Source organism: Citrobacter sp. Cy070, assembly GCF_030332245.1.
GTDB classification, from domain to species: domain Bacteria; phylum Pseudomonadota; class Gammaproteobacteria; order Enterobacterales; family Enterobacteriaceae; genus Citrobacter; species Citrobacter youngae.
The window spans coordinates 42,243-58,111 of record NZ_JAOWIG010000035.1; the positions used below are offsets into that span (position 1 = coordinate 42,243).

Here is a 15,869-nt window from a genome sequence, read left to right on the forward strand (position 1 = left end):
TGGATTCGTTTCAGCGAATCGCGGGTGACAACCTTTAGTTGGCTAACGAACTGATAAAGGTCGGGATCTCCGATCGAACCATTCCAATTGTAAAGATGACTAAAATAGAGTGCCGCTATGTGAAGGGAGCATTGTTGAGCAAAACACAGGGCGGCGGAAACCGTTATTTTCCCCCACAAGATTACGCGGAAAGGGTATCTTGCGGGGCTGACCTGGACTATCCTTGTCAACGTCAGGCACGCGGGTGTCGTTGTGCGCATTTTTGGGTGAAAGGAGTATTAAAATGGCGACAGGTAAGTCCTGCTCTCGCTGGTTTGCGCCTGTTTTGGCGCTCTTAATGGTAGTTGGCCTGAGTGGGTGTTTTGATAAAGAAGGCGATCAACGCAAAGCGTTTATCGATTTTCTGCAGAATACTGCAATGCGTAGCGGAGAGCGTTTACCGACGCTGACTGCCGATCAGAAAAAACAGTTTGGCCCGTTTGTGTCCGATTACGCGATTCTTTATGGCTATTCACAGCAGGTTAATCAGGCAATGGACTCCGGTCTGCGCCCGGTTGTTGATAGCGTAAATGCAATCCGTGTTCCTCAGGATTATATGACTCAGCGTGAACCGCTGCGTCAGGCAAATGGCGCGCTGGGTGTGTTAGGACAACAGTTGCAGAATGCGAAGCTACAGGCAGATGCTGCCCATGGCGCGCTGAAGCAGGGTGATGACCTGAAACCTGTCTTTGATCAGGTTTACAGCAAAGTCGTGACCGCACCGGCAGAGGCGTTACAGCCGCTGATCCCAGCCGCGCAAGTTTTCACGCAGCAGTTGGTGCAGGTAGGCGATTTTATCGCGCAGCAGGATACGCAGGTGAGCTTTGTCGCCAACGGCATCCAGTTCCCAACCTCACAACAGGCCAGTCAGTACAATACGCTGATTGGCCCGCTGGCGGCGCAGCATCAGGCATTTAATCAGGCATGGACTGCTGCGGTGAATGCCGCGCAGTAATCGTCGAACGGTAAGACACATTAAAGGCCGGGTGAGCATCAATGCTACCCGGCCTTTTGTGTTATTTGGCCACTTGCGGATTCACGCAGTTCTTCTCAACTTTCCCCTGCAGTGCGTCAATTAAGTTATCCACAGCACAAGCCGCCATGTTATAGCGCGTTTCATGCGTGGCTGAACCAATATGCGGTACCGCCACCACATTCGGCAACGACAGCAGCGGTGAGTCTGACGGCAACGGCTCTTGTTCAAACACATCCAGGCCCGCGGCATGGATCTCCCCGCTTTGCAGTGCGGCGATCAGTGCGTTTTCATCCACCACCGGGCCACGCCCAGCGTTAATGAAAATGGCAGAAGACTTCATTTTGGCAAACTGTTCGGTACTGAACAGATGGTGGGTTTCGTCCGTTAACGGCAGAATCAGGCAAACAAAATCCGCTTCCTGCAGCAGCGTATCCAGGTCGCAGTAGCGCGCGTTGAAACGTTCTTCCGCTTCCTGATGGTGACGACGCGCGTTGTAGAGAATCGGCATGCTAAAGCCGAAATGCGCGCGTTGCGCCAGCGCCAGCCCAATGCGTCCCATGCCGACAATGCCCAGCGTCTTGTGGTGAACATCGGTACCAAACCAGTCGGCTCCGATGCTTTTTGTCCATTCGCCTGCCTTCACGCGCTCGGCGACTTCCACCACGCGGCGAGCGGTGCTTAACACCAGCGCCATTACCGTGTCTGCCACGGTTTCTGTCAGCACCGTTGGCGTGTGCATCAGCAGCACCTTACGTGCGTTAAGGGCATCGACATCGAAGTTGTCATAGCCTACGGAAATGGTGGAGGTCGCGCGCAGTTTCGGCATTTTCTCCAGCAGGGCGGTATTGACGGCTTCACTGGAGCCCAGCAGGCCTTCCGCGCTGGCAAAGGCTTCGGCGTGCTGTGCTACGGTTTCTGAACGCAGGTTAGGCACCTGAGTGACAGTAAAATGCTCTTCCAGGCGATGCAGTAAATCGTCAGGTAACGCTTTATAGAGAATAATGGACGGCTTCATGCGAATCTCCGTAAGTTAAAATTTAAGCGTGGCGTGCGCCAATAGGTAGCTGTTGATTATTAGCAGGCTTAACGATCAGAGTTAGCCATACTGAGACAAAAAGCGCTACCCCCATAAAAATGTATGAGGCGGACGGGCTGCCGGTGGTGCCATTGAGGTAGCCGACAAACCAGGAACCAAAGAATGAGCCTAATGCGCCCATGCTGTTGATTAATGCCATTGCTCCCCCAGCGACGTTGCGCGGCAACATCTCAGGAATGATGGCGAAGAAGGGGCCATAAGGAGCGTACATGGCCGCACCGGCGATAACCAGCAGTGTGTAAGAAATCCAGAAATGGTCTGCGCCAACGGCCCAGGAGCCAATAAAGGCGAAAGCGGCAATCAGCAGCAGTGGCCAGACAAACAGCTTACGGTTTTGCAGTTTATCGGAAGCCCATGAAACCAGGATCATCGCCGCCGTTGCGGCCAGATACGGAACGGACGAAAGCCAGCCGACCTCTACCATACCCAGGTTGGCACCGCCGCTGCGGATAATTGACGGCAACCACAGAACAAAACCGTAGACGCCAATACTCCAGGCAAAGTACTGCATGCACAGCAGAATAACGTTACGTGAACGGAACGCTTCGCCGTAGTTACGCACGGCTTTGATACCCTGCTGTTCTTTTTCTAACTGGGCCTGCAGCGCGGCTTTTTCGGATTCTGACAACCAGCCTACCTGCGACGGTTTATCTTTTACCAGTACCCACCAGCAGAACGCCCAGATGATGGCCGGAAAACCTTCAATGATGAACATTTCACGCCAGCCCAGCGCCTGAATCAGGTATCCGGACACGACGGACATCCATAGGACGGTGACGGGGTTACCGAGGATCAGGAAGGTATTAGCACGCGAACGCTCGGACTTCGTAAACCAGTTACTGATATAAATCAGCATTGCGGGCATGACCGCGGCTTCAACGACGCCAAGAATAAATCGGATGGCGGCAAGCATTGGAATGTTGCTGACCATCCCGGTCAGTGACGCGCAGGCGCCCCACAGAATCAGGCAGATAAAAATCAGTTTACGTACGCTGCGGCGTTCGGCGTAAATTGCGCCTGGGATCTGGAAGAAGAAATAGCCAAGAAAAAACAGAGCCCCCAGCAGGGAAGAGATCCCTTTGGTAATACCGAGATCCTCGTTGATGCCGGCTGCGGAAGCGAAGCTGAAGTTCGCGCGATCAAGGTACGCCAGGCTGTACGTGATAAACACGATTGGCATGATGTACCACCAGCGTTTTGCTGCATTGGTTGAGCTATTCATAGACTGCCCTCTGGTTATGCTGATACGCCGCCTCTGAATGTAGGGTACAGAGACAGAGTTGGCCGGGAATTTATTCCCCTAATTGTTCACGTGTGGGTAATCCTTCGCTGTCGCCCTGGACCTGAATGGCCAGAGCGCCAATTTTATTGCCCCGGGTCACCGCCTGATGCAGCGAGCGCCCTTCCAGCAGGGCGCTGATAACGCCGACGGCAAAGCCATCACCCGCACCGACGGTATCGACCACATTGTCGACTTTCACCGGTGCGACGCAGCCTTGCTCGCCGCTCGCTGCTTTGTACCAGGCCCCATCAGCCCCGGTTTTGATAATCACGGCCTTCACGCCATGGCGCAGATAAAAGTCGGCAATGGCTTCTGGTGTCTGCTGACCGGTTAAAATCATGCCCTCTTTTAACCCCGGCAGTACCCAGTCAGCCTGGAATGCCAGTCGGTTGAGTTTTTCCACCATCTCGCCTTCGCTTTTCCACAGCACTGGGCGTAAATTCGGATCGAACGAGATGGTCTTCCCTTGTGTTTTTAGCGTGCGGGCGGTGTGCGCCAGTAGTTCATATGAACTGGCAGACAGCGCAGCTGCAACGCCGCTCAGGTGCAGGTGGCGTGCGCTGGAGAAATACCCATCGTGATAATCCTCAACGCTGAGATGGCTGGCAGCAGAACCTTTGCGGAAATATTCCACAATGGGATCGGTTCCATTTTCGACCTTAGATTTAAGCTGAAAGCCGGTAGCGTAGCGCCCGTCCAGAGTAACTCCCTGCGCATTAATCCCTTCTTTCTCCAGCGACTTAATAATAAAACGGCCAAAACTGTCGTTACCCACGCGGCTTACCCAGCCTACGTTCAGACCCAGGCGAGCAAGTCCGGTTGCGACATTAAGTTCAGCGCCTGCAACGCGTTTAATAAACTGCTCCACGTCCGCCAAATCACCGGTTTGCGTGGCGACAAACATCGCCATCGCTTCACCAATAGTGACCACATCCAGTGAATTTTTCATGTGTTACTCCTTGCGTAACAGAGCGACGTAGTGACGGGTAACCGCCGCCAAATCCTGCCCTTCCAGGGGAAACTCAATGCCGCGTGGAACATCTGCGGGCAACGTGTCCAACAGCGCCAGCCAGCGTGGTTCCGCGTGATCAGGCGGCACGGCACGGTAACTGTCGCGATGTGATGTGGCGGCTTTCACATGGATGTATCCAACGCTTGAGCCCAACTGCTGTGCAGCCTCTTCCGGAACGTCGCCTACCCACAGCCAGTTGCCCATATCGAAGGTCAGAGATATCGGCAGATTTTGCGTCTGGCAGGCATCATTAAAGCGCTTCATTGGTTGCAGGCGCCCACAGGAAGTTTGATCGTTTTCGACAACCAGCTCCATCCCGCTATTGTCCAGCCATTCGCGTAACACGTTGAACTGTTCGGTATGGGAGAAATGGCCGAGGGAGACTTTTAGCCACAGCGCCTGCAGGGCCTGTGCTTCTTCAAGTAGCGCAGGAAGTTGGGGATTGAGGCTACCGTCCTCAAGGAACAACGGCTCAGGTGCTGAGTAACAGGCCAGCAGACCGAAAATTTCAATAGCAGAGGCCACCGTAGACAGCGTTTGCAGCTCGGCGTCGGTCAGCATCTCGCGACGGATTTCAACCCCGTCAGCACCGGCTTCGGCAATGATAGGCAGCAGGGCGGTTTGCCCACCTGCGGCGCGTACCTGGTCGTAGCCGTAAGCGGCAGTGACCACCATAATTTTTCTTTTCATGGAAACTCCAAAACTAGCGTTCTTTCTATAACGCTAGATGGAACCGGTTCCAAAGAAAAGGCTGTGATGTTGAATTTATGATCACCATCACGAAGGAAATTTAGCGGGCGGTAGAGCCGCGAACGATCAATTCGCCGGAGAAGACCTGTTCCTGAATGGCAGCAGAGCCGCCATCGATCCTGCGTACAACCTGCTCAACGGCGGTATAGCCAATCTGCCAGGTAGGTTGTTTCAACGTGGTAATACCAACGCCCGCCAGTTCGGCCCATTCCAGTTCGTCAAAACCGAGCAGGCCGATATCGCTGCCCCAGTTAAGGCCAATGCGTTTCAGGGCGCGGGCAACCTGCAGTGTGAGAGCGCCATTAGCTGAGATAACGGCTTTGCGCATTCCCCGGTGCTGCTGGTGGAACTGGCGCAGGGTGTCATCGAGTTGCGTATTGTCCGTGAGCGGGACTTCGGCATTTTGCGCGATAACGCCGGGGTACTGTGCGAGGGTGGCGCGAAAAGCGCTCAGGCGCTCGCGGCGGGTATTCACCATGCCCAGCGGTTCGCTGAGGAACAAGATGGCTTCAAAACCTTGTTCGACCAGATGTTCCGTGGCAACTGTTGCCGCCTGAGTGTTATCCAGCCCGACCATATCACAGGCGAAATCGGGAATTTTACGGTCAATCAGCACCATCGGCAGCGCAGACTGTTGCAGGCGGTTCAGCCCCTCTTCGCGCATCCCGACGGCGTTGACCACAATCCCTTCGACCTGGTAGCTGCGCAGCAGGTCGAGATAATGCAGTTCCTGATCCACTTCGTTGTTGGTGTTGCACACCAGTGGAGTAAAGCCTTTATCGCGACAGGCGGCTTCAATGCCGCTTAACACGTTGACGGAGTAGGGATTGGTAATATCGGCGATGATCAGGCCAATCAGGCGGGTACGCCCATGCTTCAGGCCTCTTGCCATCAGGCTGGGACGGTAGTCGAGTTCGGCAATGGCTTTTTCAATGCGGGCTAACAGCGCGTCGGATAGCAGATGCTTTTCACCGTTGAGGTAGCGTGAAATGCTGGTCTTGCCGGTTTTTGCGGCCTTTGCCACATCGCTGATAGTTGCCCGTGTTGATTTGCTCATCGCTGATTTCCCTGAATTTCGTGTGAATACCTTAGCGGGAAAATCTGACGAAGCAAGTAATTTGCCCGGTGGCGCTGCGCTTACCGGGCCTACATGTCGAACGTAGGCCGGGTAAGGCGAAGCCGCCACCCGGCTCAACGATTACTGCACAGGACTCAACGTAATCTCTACGCGACGGTTCTGCGCTTTACCTTCCGCCGTGCTGTTGCTGGCGATGGGGTTCGCCGGACCCATACCCTGAGTGCGAATGCGGTTCGCTGCTACGCCCTGGGTAATCAATGCACTGGCGACGGAGTCGGCACGCTGCTGTGACAGACGCATGTTCAAATCCTGGCTGCCCGTGCTGTCGGTGAAGCCCAGCACGTTGACGGCTGTTTTATTGTACTCTTTCAGTACCATTGCCACGCCGGTCAGGGTGTTGGCACCAGCAGGTTTCAGGTTGGCGCTGCTGCTGTCGAAGGTGACGTTATTCGGCATATTCAGAATGATGTTATCGCCACTACGCGTCACGCTGACGCCCGTTCCCTGCATTTTTTCGCGCAGTTTGGCTTCCTGCACGTCCATGTAATAACCGATACCGCCACCCACAGCCGCACCTGCCGCTGCACCAATCAACGCGCCTTTGCCGCGATCTTTCTTCGAAGAAGAGAGTGCGCCAATGCCCGCGCCGACCAGAGAGCCAATACCCGCGCCAATGCCGGATTTACCCGCTTCGCGTTCGCCGGTGTAAGGGTTTGTTGTGCAGCCAGAAACCGCCAGGGCGCCGCTCACGATGGCAGCAATAACAAAAACACGTTTCTTCATCTTAATTCCTTAATGACTTTTTCTTCTTTGCCACAGCGACCGTGGCGGTTGATTATGACGTGTGAACATGAAGAAAATTCCAGGGAAGACTCTGAAATTTGTAAGTAACATTGAACGGCATAATAAATAAGCCGTCACATCGCATTCAGGAGCGCCATCTTGGCTAATTCACCCGCACATTACTCGGTGTTAACCGCCGCCCACTGGGGACCAATTCTCGTCGACACCGATGGTGAGACGGTTTTCTCCTCGCGTGGCGCGCTGCCCACTTCCCATCCCAACTCTTTGCAAACCGTGGTGCGCGACCAGGTTCACAGTAAAACGCGGGTACGTTTTCCCATGGTGCGTAAAGGATTCCTTGCCTCGCCGGAGAATCCGCAAGGCGTGCGTGGGCAGGATGAATTTGTTCGCGTTAGTTGGGACGACGCGCTGAATCTTATCCATACGCAGCATAAACGTATCCGTGACAGCTACGGTCCGGCCTCGATTTTTGCCGGTTCCTACGGCTGGCGATCTAATGGCGTGTTACACAAAGCGGCGACCCTGCTACAGCGTTATATGGCGCTGGCAGGGGGGTATACCGGACACCTGGGGGATTATTCGACGGGGGCTGCACAGGCCATCATGCCGTATGTGGTGGGGGGCAACGAAGTTTACCAGCAGCAGACCAGTTGGCCGATGGTGCTGGAGCATAGCGATGTGGTGGTGCTGTGGAGCGCTAATCCACTGAATACACTGAAAATTGCCTGGAATGCTTCTGACGAACAGGGTATTGCTTACTTTGAAGCGCTGCGCGATAGCGGTAAGCGATTGATCTGCATCGATCCAATGCGATCGGAAAGTGTGGCGTTCTTTGGCGACAAAATGGAATGGATCGCCCCGCATATGGGAACCGATGTAGCGTTGATGCTGGGTATCGCGCATACGCTGGTGGAAAACGACTGGCACGACGAGGATTTTCTCGCCCGTTGTACAACCGGATATGATTCGTTCGCCGACTACCTACTGGGTGAATCCGATGGGATAGCGAAAACGGCAGAATGGGCTGCTGAAATTTGTGGTATTCCGGCAGCGAAAATACGCGAACTTGCGGCAATATTTCACCAAAATACCACCATGCTGATGGCCGGCTGGGGGATGCAGCGTCAGCAGTATGGCGAGCAAAAACACTGGATGATCGTCACGCTGGCCGCCATGCTCGGTCAAATTGGCACGCCCGGCGGTGGCTTTGGGCTGTCGTACCATTTTGCCAACGGCGGGAACCCGACACGTCGTGCAGCGGTACTGGCTTCGATGCAAGGGAGCCTCAAAGGCGGTACCGACGCGGTGGATAAAATCCCGGTGGCGCGTATCGTTGAGGCGCTGGAAAACCCCGGCGGTTTCTATCAGCATAACGGTATGGATCGGCATTTCCCGGACATCCGCATGTTGTGGTGGGCGGGCGGCGCCAACTTCACGCATCACCAGGATACCAACCGTCTGATTCGCGCCTGGCAAAAACCGGAGTTGGTGGTTATCTCTGAGTGTTTCTGGACCGCTGCGGCGAAGCATGCCGATATTGTGTTACCTGCGACAACCTCTTTTGAACGTAACGATTTGACCATGACCGGAGACTACAGCAACCAGCATCTGGTGCCGATGAAGCAGGTCGTGCCGCCACAGGCTGAAGCACGCAACGATTTTGATGTTTTTGCCGAGCTTAGCGAGCGCTGGGAACAGGGCGGTTACGAGCGATTCACCGAAGGTAAAAGCGAGCTGGCGTGGCTGGAAACTTTTTACGACATTGCCGCGCAGCGTGGTGCCAGCCAGCAGGTTACACTGCCGCCATTCGCTGAGTTCTGGCAAAAGAATGCACTGATCGAAATGCCGGAAAACGCCGCCAATGCGCAGTTCATCCGTTTTGCTGATTTTCGCCGTGATCCACAGGCGCATCCGCTGAAAACGGACAGTGGAAAAATTGAAATCTATTCTGCAAAAATTGCAGGTTACGGCTATGCGGATTGTGCAGGACACCCGATGTGGCTGGAGCCGGATGAGTGGTTCGGCAATGCCGAACCCGACCAACTGCAGGTGCTCTCCGCCCATCCGGCTCACCGTTTGCACAGCCAGCTCAACTACAGTGCGTTACGCGAACAGTATGCGGTGGCGGATCGGGAGCCGGTAACAATTCATCCGCAGGATGCGCAAGCGCGGGGGATTACCGATGGCGATACGGTCAGAGTGTGGAACCACCGCGGGCATATCCTGGCGGGTGCTGTCGTGACGACAGGGATCAAACCTGGCGTGATTTGTATTCATGAGGGGGCCTGGCCTGATTTGGACCCGGCCGCCGACGGGATTTGTAAAAATGGTGCTGTCAACGTGCTGACCAAAGATCTCCCCAGCTCGAAGCTGGGGAACGGCTGTGCGGGCAATACTGCGCTGGCGTGGCTGGAGAAGTACAGTGGGCCCACGCTGACACTTACCGCGTTTGATCCGCCTGCCAGCCCATAATCCAGGTTGGATGGTGAGTCTCTTCCTGCCATGCGCTGTCTTCAATGCGAAAGCCCAGTGCGTGGTAGAAGTTTACCGCTGATTGGTTCTTCTGGTAGACCTCCAGGCTGAGCAACGAAAAGCGCTGCTGCACATGTTGCACCAGCGCTTTACCGATACCGCTTCTGATGGCGGCAGGCGCGACAAACAGCGCGCCTAAAAAGCGCTCTTCCATCACGCTGGCAAAACCTTTGAGCACACCGTTTTCTTCCCACACCCAGGTTTGCGCAGCGGGCAGGTAGACATCACGTACGATAGGCTCACTCTCGCGCCAGTAGCGTTCTTCGATAAAAGGATGGGCAAAAATGGTGCTTTCCATCCACAGTGCCAGAATTGGTGCCAGATCGTCAGCGTTGGATTCACGAATCATGTTGTTCTCCTGGGTAACAGATGCAGCCGGTGACATGGTCGTTGACCAGACCGCATGCCTGCATAAAGGAGTAACAGATAGTGGTGCCAACAAACTTAAATCCACGTTTTTTTAACGCTTTAGAAAGTGCGTCAGAGGCGGGCGTTGAAGTAGGGATATCGCTCAGACTGGCGGCACGGGTTAACTGCGGTTGGTTATCGACGAATGACCAGACGAACTCGCTAAACGGCTCACCGTTTTGCTCCATTGCCAGCCATGCGCGGGCGTTGCCGATAATGGCCTGAATCTTTCCCCGATGGCGGATAATACCGGCATCCAGTACCAGCCTTTCTACATCCTCTTCGGTCATCGCCGCAACGGTGGCAGGATCGAAGTGGTGAAATGCCTGGCGATAGTTTTCCCGTTTTTTCAGCACCGTTATCCACGACAGCCCAGCCTGCTGGCCTTCAAGGCAGATCATTTCGAACAGCTTTTTACCATCGGTTTCCGGGACGCCCCATTCCTTGTCATGATAGGCAATGTATAGTGGATCCTGACTGACCCAGCCGCAACGTTGCATACTCTTCCTCGCTGTTTTTACTGGCGTAAAAATTTCATTCGGCCCGCCTTGACGCGCCCGCTAAAAAGACAATATTTAATACAGGGCCTCATGTGCCCGATATCCTTTAAACAATGACAATAATATCGCCGTATTCGGCTCTTTTCTGGAGTCGCGTTGATGATTATAAGAAACAGTAGTGGTCGTCAGAGGTTAACTCTGGCGAACGTCATCGTCTGTGCGCTGTTTGCCAATACGGCATATGGCTGGCAACAAGAATATATCGTTGATGCGCTGTCCGGTCATACGTCGGAACGCTATACATGGGACAGCGATCACCAACCACGTTATAACGACATTCTGGAAGAGCGCATTCGCTCCACCCAGAACGTGGCGGGGCCGGTGGTGAATCTGGCGGACCAAACGGCTCTGGATGCGACCAGCGGTATGAGCGTGGGCTGGAATTTTCCCCTTTCCCGTAAGGTGACGACGGGACCCGTCGCAGCCCTGCATTATGATGGTTCAGCCACCTCTACCTACAACGAATTTGGCGACAGTGTGACTTCGCTAACGCTGACCGATCCGATGTGGCATGCCAGCGTCAGTACCCTGGGCTGGCGGGTCGACTCGCAGTTTGGCGATGTACGGTCATGGGCGCAAATCAGCTATAACCAGCAGTTTGGCGAGAATATCTGGAAGGCGCAATCGGGTCTCAATCGTATGGCGGCGGCGAGTCAGGATGGTAACTGGGTCGATGTCACTGTCGGTGCAGATATGCTGCTGAATCAGCATATGGCTGCCTATGCGGCACTTTCTCAGGCAGAAAATAGTACGAATAACAGCGATTATCTGTACACCATGGGAGTGAGCGCTAAATTTTAACGAAAGAAAGCCGGGATAAAACATCTACGTTACATATCGGGATCAATAATCACACGCATTCCAGCGATAGCGTGCACTAACTCCGGCAATAAAATTCAGTAACCCGACTTTTTGTCTCGTCATTCATTCCGCAATCCAGGCATTTCATTCCGTCCTGATGGCATTTCATGCCGTTTTCTCCTGGTCATAAAAGCACTTCGGTATGGTTGTCGGCAGAGAATTTCCCATTTTGTTTATGCAGGAAGACTGCCATGAAAACTTCTGATTATCAGCGTACCCGGTGGCTGACACTGATCGGCACCATCATTACCCAATTTGCATTAGGTTCTGTTTATACCTGGAGCCTGTTTAACGGTGCGCTCTCTTCTAAGCTTGATGCGCCGGTGAGTCAGGTTGCATTTTCCTTTGGTTTGCTGAGTCTGGGTCTGGCGATCTCTTCTTCCGTCGCCGGGAAGCTTCAGGAACGTTTCGGTGTGAAACGCGTCACCATGGCATCGGGTATCTTACTGGGTGTGGGCTTCTTCTTAACCGCGCATTCTGACAGCCTGATTATGCTGTGGCTGAGTGCCGGTGTACTGGTTGGTCTGGCGGATGGCGCAGGCTACCTGTTAACCCTGTCCAACTGTGTAAAATGGTTCCCTGAGCGTAAAGGGCTGATTTCCGCCTTTGCGATCGGTTCTTACGGCCTGGGTAGCCTTGGTTTTAAATTTATCGACAGCCAACTGCTGAGCGCTGTGGGTCTGGAAAAGACCTTTATGATTTGGGGCGCGATCGTACTGGTGATGATTGTCTTTGGCTCCACGCTGATGAAAGATGCGCCAAACCAGGAAGTTAAAGCCGTAAATGGCGTGGTAGAGAATGACTACACGCTGGCACAATCCATGCGTAAACCACAGTACTGGATGCTGGCAGTGATGTTCCTGACGGCGTGCATGAGCGGGCTTTACGTGATTGGTGTCGCGAAAGATATCGCCCAAAGCCTGGCAAAAATGGATGTGGCAACAGCGGCGAATGCGGTAACCGTTATTTCTATCGCGAACCTGTCAGGTCGTCTGGTTCTGGGTATTCTGTCCGACAAAATTTCCCGTATTCGCGTTATCACCATTGGTCAGGTTGTTTCGCTGGTGGGCATGGCGGCGCTGCTTTTTGCCCCGCTGAATGAAGTGACATTCTTCGCAGCCATTGCCTGTGTTGCCTTCAACTTCGGTGGCACCATTACGGTCTTCCCGTCACTGGTGAGTGAGTTCTTCGGCCTGAATAACCTGGCGAAAAACTACGGTGTTATCTATCTTGGCTTTGGTATCGGCAGTATTTGTGGTTCGATTATCGCTTCACTGTTTGGTGGGTTCTATGTCACCTTCTGCGTTATCTTTGCGCTGTTAATCATCTCGCTGGCGCTTTCTACCACCATTCGCCAGCCGCAACGTAGCGTATTTACTGAGGCTCACGCCTGAATCTATTAGCGGTCTGATTAATACCCGGCGCATATATTTACAAAAATATATGCGCCGTTTGCATTCACCATAAGCACTTTTCTCCCCTCCTGTGGTCTACTTAGCCGCGCCCGTAGACATTTCATCTCTGCTGTTGTCGCATTTTCCCCTGTTTGGTCGATTGACCACTTCACAGGGTGTTTTTATCCCGATTCCCAGGGTTTTTTTGCATGAGATACATTAAATCGATGACGCAGCAAAAGCTTAGCTTCTTGCTTGCGATCTATATCGGTCTGTTTATGAACTGCGCAGTTTTTTATCGCCGCTTCGGCAGCTATGTGCAGGAATTTACCGCGTTGAAAGGAATCTCTGCGGTTGTTGAATTGGCCGGCACCGTGCTGGTTACCTTCTTTTTACTTCGTCTTCTGTCTCTGTTTGGTCGGCGGGCCTGGCGCGTACTGGCTACCTTGGTGGTGCTGTGTTCCGCTGGTGCCAGCTATTACATGACCTTCCTGAATGTGGTCATTGGCTACGGCATTATTGCCTCGGTCATGACAACCGATATTGATTTATCAAAGGAAGTCGTGGGCTGGCATTTTATCGTGTGGCTGGTGTCGGTCAGCATTTTGCCGCTGCTGCTTATCTGGAGTAACCGTTGCCGCTATACCCTGCTAAAACAAATACGTACGCCAGGTATGAGATGGCGTAGTGTGGCCGTTGTTCTGTTGGCTGGCTTGATGGTGTGGGCGCCGATTCGTTTACTTGGAATACAGCAGAAATCAGTTGAACGGGAAACGGGTATTGATTTGCCCAGCTACGGTGGCGTAGTGGCAAATTCATATTTGCCTTCAAACTGGCTGTCCGCGCTGGGTCTGTATGCCTGGGCGCAGGTGGATGAATCTTCAGATAACAATTCGTTGATGAATCCGGCGAAGAAATTTACCTACGTCGCCCCCAAGAATATTGATGATACCTACGTCGTGTTTATTATCGGCGAAACGACCCGCTGGGATCATATGGGCATTTTTGGCTACGAGAGAAATACTACGCCAAGGCTGGCTCAGGAAAAAAACCTGGCCGCGTTCCGCGGATATTCGTGTGATACGGCAACCAAACTTTCGCTACGCTGTATGTTTGTTCGTGAAGGTGGGGCGAGCGATAACCCGCAGCGTACGCTGAAAGAACAAAACGTCTTTTCCGTACTCAGCCAGCTAGGTTTTAATACCGATCTCTACGCGATGCAAAGTGAGATGTGGTTTTACAGCAACACGATGGCGGAGAACATCGCATATCGTGAGCAGATTGGCGCTGAGCCGCGTAACCGTGGCAAAACGGTTGACGATATGCTGCTGATCTCTGAGATGCAGCAATCAATCAAACCGGACGATAATGGTAAACACCTGATTATCCTGCATACCAAAGGCTCGCACTTTAACTACACGCAGCGCTATACCCGTGAGTACGCCCAGTGGAAGCCGGAGTGTGTCAATGTTGATAGCGGTTGTTCGAAAGCGCAGATGATTAACTCATTTGATAACTCGGTAACCTATGTTGACCACTTTATCACCAAAGTGTTTGACCAGCTGCGCGATAAGAAAGCGATTGTGTTCTATGCTGCCGATCACGGTGAGTCGATCAACGAGCGTGAGCATCTGCACGGTACGCCACGTAAAATGGCACCGCCAGAGCAGTTCCGCGTTCCTATGATGGTGTGGATGTCTGATAAGTATCTGGAAGACCCCGATCATGCGAAAGCCTTCGCCCACCTTAAGCAGGAGGCTGATATGAAGATTCCGCGTCGCCATGTTGAACTGTACGACACCATTCTCGGTTGCCTTGGATATACCTCGCCAAACGGCGGTATAAATGAGAATAACAACTGGTGTCATGTCCCGGACGACAAGAAGATTGTAACCCAGTAATGGGCTGCTGACTTTCTCGCCGATCGAATGGCATTTTGATACTAAGGGATTGACGGGCGCGCAGCTGAGCAGTAAGATGCGCCCCGCATTCGGTGATTGGCGCAGCCTGGTAGCGCACTTCGTTCGGGACGAAGGGGTCGGAGGTTCGAATCCTCTATCACCGACCAAATTAGAAAAGCCCGCTCTTTGAGCGGGCTTTTTGCTTTCCGGAATCCACGAGGATGAGAACCTCCGGGGGTAAGAGGTTCGACTCGAGCGTAGCGAGAGAACGTTGCGTCAGCAACGGCCCGCAGGGCGAGCCACGCAGTGGCGAGTAATCCTCTATCACCGACCAAATTAGAAAAGCCCGCTCTTTGAGCGGGCTTTTTGCTTTCCGGAATCCACGAGGATGAGAACCTCCGGGGGCAAGAGGTTCGACTCGAGCGGAGCGAGAGAACGTTGCGTCAGCAACGGCCCGTAGGGCGAGCCACGCAGTGGCGAGTAATCCTCTATCACCGACCAAATTCAAAACCCTGCTCAGCGAGCAGGGTTTTTTTGCTTTGTAGGCCTGATAAGCGCAGCGCCATCAGGCAAAACATTGCAGCATTTTGGCATTGCCGGATGGCGGCGCAGACGCCTTATCCGGCCTACAGGCTCAGTTTCATCCCGGCGTGTATGGTGTTATTCCAACCCCACCTTTGACCTTCATTTTATCTGCAAAAATTGTGCACCACTTCCCACTGACTGTTAACGATTCTGTGACATATTCCATTGCCTTTTTTTATATTTGCTTGAATCTTTTTTTGCGTTACTTATGGCTGAACCCAGCATTTTCCGCTGTGCGTTTTAACGTTCATGGTATTAATCGCTCAGATATGCAGCATGTGTTGAGAAAATTTTCATAATTTGCATAAATGTTAATCACCAAATGTTTCTGAATATGAAGATATTTATTCTGGCATAGTGCGCGTAGCACAAATTTCCCTGCTGAAAATACCCGCCTGCACTTTTTTTAATCTTTGTTTGCCAATTCTCACCGTTGGTGTAAATCGCGGTTACCTGTATTGACGTTTTCACATTCTGTTGACAGATTGTAGGGCATGAGGGGCATTTCATGGAGAATCCGCGCTGCAACTCAGTCGCTTATGTGAACGGAATCCCCATCCTCTTAACGCCGACCCGGCCGGGTAAAAAACA

At 53.1% G+C, this 15,869-nt stretch carries 14 protein-coding genes, 1 tRNA gene and 2 other RNA genes; 9 read left to right on the top strand and 8 right to left on the bottom strand.

Annotated elements, in window-relative coordinates; genetic code table 11:
* Positions 1 to 283 precede the first annotated feature (283 nt).
* On the top strand, positions 284 to 994 hold the full coding sequence (locus OGY19_RS02575; RefSeq protein ID WP_048213663.1) for a DUF3053 domain-containing protein: 711 nt from the start codon (positions 284 to 286) through the stop codon (positions 992 to 994).
* A 61-nt stretch (positions 995 to 1,055) separates the two neighbouring features.
* On the opposite strand, the gene ghrB is transcribed toward OGY19_RS02575, so the two are convergent.
* The 6 genes from ghrB to OGY19_RS02605 form a co-directional block, all read right to left on the bottom strand.
* Positions 1,056 to 2,030: a glyoxylate/hydroxypyruvate reductase GhrB gene (ghrB, locus tag OGY19_RS02580; RefSeq protein WP_048213662.1), complete on the bottom strand. Its 975-nt coding sequence runs from the start codon at positions 2,028 to 2,030 to the stop codon at positions 1,056 to 1,058.
* A 22-nt stretch (positions 2,031 to 2,052) separates the two neighbouring features.
* On the bottom strand, positions 2,053 to 3,333 hold the full coding sequence (locus OGY19_RS02585) for an MFS transporter (RefSeq protein WP_040231622.1): 1,281 nt from the start codon (positions 3,331 to 3,333) through the stop codon (positions 2,053 to 2,055).
* A gap of 70 nt (positions 3,334 to 3,403) precedes the next feature.
* Positions 3,404 to 4,342, bottom strand: a complete 939-nt coding sequence (locus OGY19_RS02590) for a sugar kinase (protein ID WP_048213660.1) — start codon at positions 4,340 to 4,342, stop codon at positions 3,404 to 3,406.
* Positions 4,343 to 4,345: 3 nt separating this feature from the next.
* Complete coding sequence (locus OGY19_RS02595; RefSeq protein WP_115601321.1) at positions 4,346 to 5,095, bottom strand: sugar phosphate isomerase/epimerase family protein; 750 nt, start codon at positions 5,093 to 5,095, stop codon at positions 4,346 to 4,348.
* A gap of 100 nt (positions 5,096 to 5,195) precedes the next feature.
* A complete protein-coding gene (locus OGY19_RS02600; RefSeq protein WP_115601322.1) occupies positions 5,196 to 6,212 on the bottom strand; it encodes a LacI family DNA-binding transcriptional regulator in 1,017 nt (338 codons plus the stop codon).
* A gap of 141 nt (positions 6,213 to 6,353) precedes the next feature.
* Complete coding sequence (locus OGY19_RS02605) at positions 6,354 to 7,016, bottom strand: OmpA family lipoprotein (RefSeq protein WP_101742802.1); 663 nt, start codon at positions 7,014 to 7,016, stop codon at positions 6,354 to 6,356.
* 159 nt (positions 7,017 to 7,175) lie between these two features.
* Here OGY19_RS02605 and OGY19_RS02610 point away from each other — a divergent pair, with 159 nt between their 5' ends.
* Entirely contained in the window at positions 7,176 to 9,509 is a 2,334-nt protein-coding gene (locus OGY19_RS02610) for a molybdopterin guanine dinucleotide-containing S/N-oxide reductase (protein WP_286596219.1), read from the top strand.
* Here the strand turns inward: OGY19_RS02610 and OGY19_RS02615 are convergent.
* Together OGY19_RS02615 and tag are read right to left on the bottom strand one after the other, a co-directional pair.
* Positions 9,478 to 9,918: an N-acetyltransferase gene (locus tag OGY19_RS02615; protein ID WP_048213656.1), complete on the bottom strand. Its 441-nt coding sequence runs from the start codon at positions 9,916 to 9,918 to the stop codon at positions 9,478 to 9,480. The genes OGY19_RS02610 and OGY19_RS02615 overlap by 32 nt on opposite strands.
* Complete coding sequence (tag, locus tag OGY19_RS02620) at positions 9,908 to 10,477, bottom strand: DNA-3-methyladenine glycosylase I (RefSeq protein WP_061066787.1); 570 nt, start codon at positions 10,475 to 10,477, stop codon at positions 9,908 to 9,910. The genes OGY19_RS02615 and tag overlap by 11 nt, the downstream gene beginning before the upstream one ends.
* 159 nt (positions 10,478 to 10,636) lie before the next feature.
* Between tag and OGY19_RS02625 the strand changes: the two genes are divergently transcribed.
* The 7 genes from OGY19_RS02625 to OGY19_RS02655 all read left to right on the top strand — a co-directional run bounded on the left by OGY19_RS02625 (position 10,637) and on the right by OGY19_RS02655 (position 15,577).
* Positions 10,637 to 11,338, top strand: coding sequence for an autotransporter outer membrane beta-barrel domain-containing protein (locus tag OGY19_RS02625; RefSeq protein ID WP_048213654.1), 702 nt, complete (start codon positions 10,637 to 10,639; stop codon positions 11,336 to 11,338).
* Between the two features lie 251 nt (positions 11,339 to 11,589).
* Positions 11,590 to 12,792, top strand: coding sequence for an L-lactate MFS transporter (locus tag OGY19_RS02630; RefSeq protein WP_115601324.1), 1,203 nt, complete (start codon positions 11,590 to 11,592; stop codon positions 12,790 to 12,792).
* 209 nt (positions 12,793 to 13,001) lie between these two features.
* Complete coding sequence (gene eptB / locus OGY19_RS02635) at positions 13,002 to 14,693, top strand: kdo(2)-lipid A phosphoethanolamine 7''-transferase (protein WP_048213652.1); 1,692 nt, start codon at positions 13,002 to 13,004, stop codon at positions 14,691 to 14,693.
* A 90-nt stretch (positions 14,694 to 14,783) separates the two neighbouring features.
* A tRNA-Pro gene (locus OGY19_RS02640) sits at positions 14,784 to 14,860 on the top strand.
* 34 nt (positions 14,861 to 14,894) lie between these two features.
* Positions 14,895 to 15,027, top strand: a non-coding RNA gene (locus OGY19_RS02645) — RtT sRNA.
* Between the two features lie 34 nt (positions 15,028 to 15,061).
* A non-coding RNA gene (locus OGY19_RS02650) (RtT sRNA) lies at positions 15,062 to 15,194 on the top strand.
* A gap of 86 nt (positions 15,195 to 15,280) precedes the next feature.
* Entirely contained in the window at positions 15,281 to 15,577 is a 297-nt protein-coding gene (locus tag OGY19_RS02655) for a hypothetical protein (RefSeq protein ID WP_048213651.1), read from the top strand.
* Positions 15,578 to 15,869 lie beyond the last annotated feature (292 nt).

Excerpts from the sequence above, each read along its gene's own strand:
- OGY19_RS02575 (WP_048213663.1), top strand. The coding sequence starts at position 284 with ATGGCGACAGGTAAGTCCTGCTCTCGCTGGTTTGCGCCTGTTTTGGCG.
- ghrB (WP_048213662.1), bottom strand. The coding sequence starts at position 2,030 with ATGAAGCCGTCCATTATTCTCTATAAAGCGTTACCTGACGATTTACTG.
- OGY19_RS02585 (WP_040231622.1), bottom strand. The coding sequence starts at position 3,333 with ATGAATAGCTCAACCAATGCAGCAAAACGCTGGTGGTACATCATGCCA.
- OGY19_RS02590 (WP_048213660.1), bottom strand. The coding sequence starts at position 4,342 with ATGAAAAATTCACTGGATGTGGTCACTATTGGTGAAGCGATGGCGATG.
- OGY19_RS02595 (WP_115601321.1), bottom strand. The coding sequence starts at position 5,095 with ATGAAAAGAAAAATTATGGTGGTCACTGCCGCTTACGGCTACGACCAG.
- OGY19_RS02600 (WP_115601322.1), bottom strand. The coding sequence starts at position 6,212 with ATGAGCAAATCAACACGGGCAACTATCAGCGATGTGGCAAAGGCCGCA.
- OGY19_RS02605 (WP_101742802.1), bottom strand. The coding sequence starts at position 7,016 with ATGAAGAAACGTGTTTTTGTTATTGCTGCCATCGTGAGCGGCGCCCTG.
- OGY19_RS02615 (WP_048213656.1), bottom strand. The coding sequence starts at position 9,918 with ATGATTCGTGAATCCAACGCTGACGATCTGGCACCAATTCTGGCACTG.
- tag (WP_061066787.1), bottom strand. The coding sequence starts at position 10,477 with ATGCAACGTTGCGGCTGGGTCAGTCAGGATCCACTATACATTGCCTAT.
- OGY19_RS02625 (WP_048213654.1), top strand. The coding sequence starts at position 10,637 with ATGATTATAAGAAACAGTAGTGGTCGTCAGAGGTTAACTCTGGCGAAC.
- OGY19_RS02630 (WP_115601324.1), top strand. The coding sequence starts at position 11,590 with ATGAAAACTTCTGATTATCAGCGTACCCGGTGGCTGACACTGATCGGC.
- eptB (WP_048213652.1), top strand. The coding sequence starts at position 13,002 with ATGAGATACATTAAATCGATGACGCAGCAAAAGCTTAGCTTCTTGCTT.